The following is a 3,726-nucleotide window of genomic DNA, read 5'->3' on the forward strand; positions in this document are numbered from 1 at the left end:
TAACGCGCGTTGTGCGGAACGCTAAACGCCATATCCAATCGACCAAGAGAAGAAAAAATTTTCCCTACCGCCTCAATCCTCTCCCTAAAAGGAAGAGGTAATTATCAATTATTCATTATCAATTATCAATTATTGAAACTAGCTAAACGACCGCTTTTTCTCCATAAATGGATATGGTTTATACCTTGATTTCTCGGCAACAATGGGAATTTTTTTTGCGCAAAGTTCCGCTCCAAAAAAATATTTTCTCTCGACAGCTATATAATTTTTATTATGGCTAATTAATGAAATAAGGCTTAATATTATTAACTGCATAAGCAAAATTAATTGTATATCCTACTGACTCCCTGTTGTCTGTTGCCTTTCTCAACTAAGAAATTCCTAAAAGTACAACTACTTACCAGACTAGGATAAAGGATAAAAATGCTAAAAAGCAGATGGATATAAACCTTTCAGTTGAAATCAAATAATTTTCCTCATAGTAATTTTTTAGATCCAAATTTTAGATTTTATCCGGAAAATAAGACAAATAAGTTGAGAAACTAGGAAATTCCCATGATTTCCTGGTAGGAGCTATGCCACCAAAAGCTCGTTTGAAACAATATCTGACTATAGAAGAACTGAAAATTCGTTACCGACAAGCTCCAGACACCATCGAATCCCGTCGGTGGCATCTCCTGCTTCTGATTGCTCAACAATGGTCTATTAAAAAGGCAGCTCAAGTTGTTGGACTTAACTATGACTATGCTAAGGAAATTGTTGGGCGCTACAACCGAGAAGGCCCAGAATCTGTGAAGAATCGTAGTAAAGATCGTCAACCACCACCTGCCAAATCTTTATTGACTCCCGATCAGCAACAGGAACTATCGGTGGCTTTACAAGGGCCTGCTCCTGATGGTGGCGCATGGTCCGGTCCAAAAGTAGCTCGTTGGATAGCTAAGAAAACTGGTCGGGATCATGTCTGGCCTCAACGAGGTTGGGATTACCTGAAAAGGTTAGGGATTGACTGGAAAAAAAAATATAAAAATGATTGATATAGCATTCAGCATTCAGCACTCAGCTTTGATTGAATTTTAATAAATTTAGCTACCTCAAATATATATTGAAAAAAACAAGGTTTTGTCAGTCAATTAGCTGCTGGGGATTTAGTTAATAAATAAGCTATATATAGATCGATTTTCGTTAAATATTTTTATACTAATTATGAAAAGCATTGCTCTACTTGGAAGCTTAAAAAAAATAACGTTCAAAAAAACATAAATTACTAAACACAGCATTTCCCAAAAAGCGTGAGGTAGAAAATTTTAAGCTTTAGGAAAGAAGCAACAGGGAAGAAAGATAAAATAAAAGTTTACCTGACGCTTACTGAGAAACACCATACAGAGAATTAAAGAATATCAATTAGCAAATACAGATAATTTAGTTGCACAAATAATATTTAGAAAAATCAAATCAAACTATATACCACTACGCATTTAGGTGTTTAACATTAGTAAATCCCAAAATTCAATCAGAGACTACTTTTGACTTTTGACTTATGCGTACCTCTATAGTAAAGTTTATATCTCATCAACTTCAAAAATGCTCCACATACTTTTCCGGAATCATAGTAAAAACCTTGATAAGTTGGATGAAGGTTATCAAAACTATCAGTAATGAATAATTATTAATTATTGTTTTGAAACAACCTGAAATAGAAATCTACCAAGATTTAGTACTTATGAAAATCAAGATTTACACAAAAATTATCATAGCATTTGCCTTCTGTTTCGGGATTAATTTAACTATCAATAATCCCGCTGATGCCAGACCAAAACCTCAGTTACTTTGTGAAGTCAAACCAGGACTATGCCAAAAACATGAAGAGACTATATGTAGAGAAGATGAGAATTGTCCTCACAAAATAGTAGAAAATTGTGAGCAAGATAATCAAATCTCCTGTGATAAAACACAGTCTGTAGTTAAGGAATTTCAACCTGTAATTCGACCTAATACATTTTATTGTGACCAAGGCCAAAATGGTATTCCAACTACTTTTGTCAAAACACCACAAGGTACTTATCCAGTTATTCGCTGGGTTTCTAATTATTTCTTGTCTGCTGGATATAGTCCTATGACTCGTTGTCATCAAGTATCAAACAAGTTTCAATTATTCTACGATGATGGGAGACTAGATTATATTACAACTGGCATTGTTAATCGTCAACCTGTTGTCTGTGTTTCTGGTCAAAAGGGTGGTCCGTGTCAAGGAGTATTATTTACTCTCAAACCTTACCAAAATGCTAGCGAAACAATTCAAAAGTTATTTGATATTCGGGTTAGTGCTACCACAGGTCCGCTATATGAAAGTAGTTCTCGTTTCTATTTAAACTTTAATGATTATTTAGAAAGTTTAGCAAACAAGGGAATCGAGTAATATAGTGCTACGCGCAAGTTAAAAGTCAGTAGGGATGATTCGCAAATCACCCGTACAAAAGGTCAAAAGTAAGAGTGAGTTTGAGCGTTTATAAATATCTTAACCTATTTGTATAGTGCTATATTTTCTGAATCTACGATCGCTGATATTAGCAGCTTATATTGGTAGTGGGTTATTTGATTTGCCAATACAAATGTTGCCTAAAAATTTTTCTGATCTGGAAAATTCAGCAACTCAAATACAAAGTCAAAATTGTGCCGACTGTAATGATTTTTGTACCATTAAAGAGCTTAAAAGTTTAGCTAAATCAATCACCGTTAAAGTTATTTCTGAAAATGGTTGGGGGTCAGGAATTATCTTGAAACGAGAGGGAGAAGTTTATACAGTTGTTACCAATCAGCACGTTTTAGATAGTGACTATAAATCTTATCTTATTCAGACTCCAGATGGTTTTTTTTATCAAGCAAATAAAATAGAAAACCAAGACTTTCAAGGAAATGATTTAGCTCTATTAGAATTTGGCAGCACTCACTCCACCTACACCGTTGCATCCCTAGAAAATTATACTACTCTTTCTACAGGAGATAAAACTTTTGCTGCGGGGTTTCCTGCTTTAGAAAAACCTCAAGATACAGAACTTTTATTCACTAGGGGAAGAATTTCAATTTTGTCTGATCGCCCCTTAGAAAAGGGTTATCAAATTGGCTACACTAATGTCATAAAAAAGGGTATGAGTGGGGGTCCTTTACTGAATATTTATGGGCAAGTAATTGGAATTAATGGAATGCACGCTTATCCTTTGTGGGGAGATCCTTATGTATATCGTGATGGTTCTCAACCAAATGTGACTTTGCGTCAAAAAATGAGTCATTTAGCATTTGCTATTCCCATTGAAACTCTAGCTAAATTAGCTCCAAAGTTTGCATCTATATCAACTATTGAGTTCCATCAAACTGTTAGTAGTAAAATTTTCAATTATTTACTTTTTGATGGTTTTAGTGAATTACTGAATTGGAAATTTTATTCAAATATTTTGTCTAACTCATCATGTAAGTCGAGAGTTTAGCAAAAGGTAAGGGTCATAGGAACAGGTTTCAAATAAGTAGTAAGGATGAATAGATTAATTTTGGTATGGCATTAGTATTTACTAAAATCAATAAGAAAACTTATGTTGATAGTTTTACTAAACTTCATATATAAAGTTTAGTAAAAATTCCTATTGTGCTATACGCAACAGAACGACTGACTTTCCTCGAGATGGAAATAAGTAAGTAAAAATTCCTATTGCGCTATACGCAACAGAAAAACTA

Annotated in this window: 3 protein-coding genes; all 3 read left to right on the plus strand. The window is 34.0% G+C overall.

Translation table 11 applies throughout. The annotated features are described in order from the left end of the window. Window positions 1-575 precede the first annotated feature (575 nt). The 3 genes from ACP6PL_RS23130 to ACP6PL_RS23140 all read left to right on the plus strand — a co-directional run bounded on the left by ACP6PL_RS23130 (window position 576) and on the right by ACP6PL_RS23140 (window position 3,482). Window positions 576-1,034 (plus strand): helix-turn-helix domain-containing protein, encoded by a 459-nt coding sequence (locus ACP6PL_RS23130; protein WP_426547642.1) that lies wholly within the window; start codon window positions 576-578, stop codon window positions 1,032-1,034. Between the two features lie 686 nt (window positions 1,035-1,720). Next, a complete protein-coding gene (locus ACP6PL_RS23135; protein ID WP_426547643.1) occupies window positions 1,721-2,416 on the plus strand; it encodes a COP23 domain-containing protein in 696 nt (231 codons plus the stop codon). 115 nt (window positions 2,417-2,531) lie between these two features. Next, the gene (locus ACP6PL_RS23140) at window positions 2,532-3,482 is read left to right on the plus strand and encodes a S1 family peptidase (protein WP_426547644.1); all 951 of its coding nucleotides are present in this window, start codon (window positions 2,532-2,534) and stop codon (window positions 3,480-3,482) included. The last annotated feature ends 244 nt before the right edge of the window (window positions 3,483-3,726 follow it).

The organism is Dapis purpurea BLCC-M126 (assembly GCF_050015975.1).
Taxonomy (GTDB): Bacteria; Cyanobacteriota; Cyanobacteriia; order Cyanobacteriales; family Microcoleaceae; genus Trichodesmium.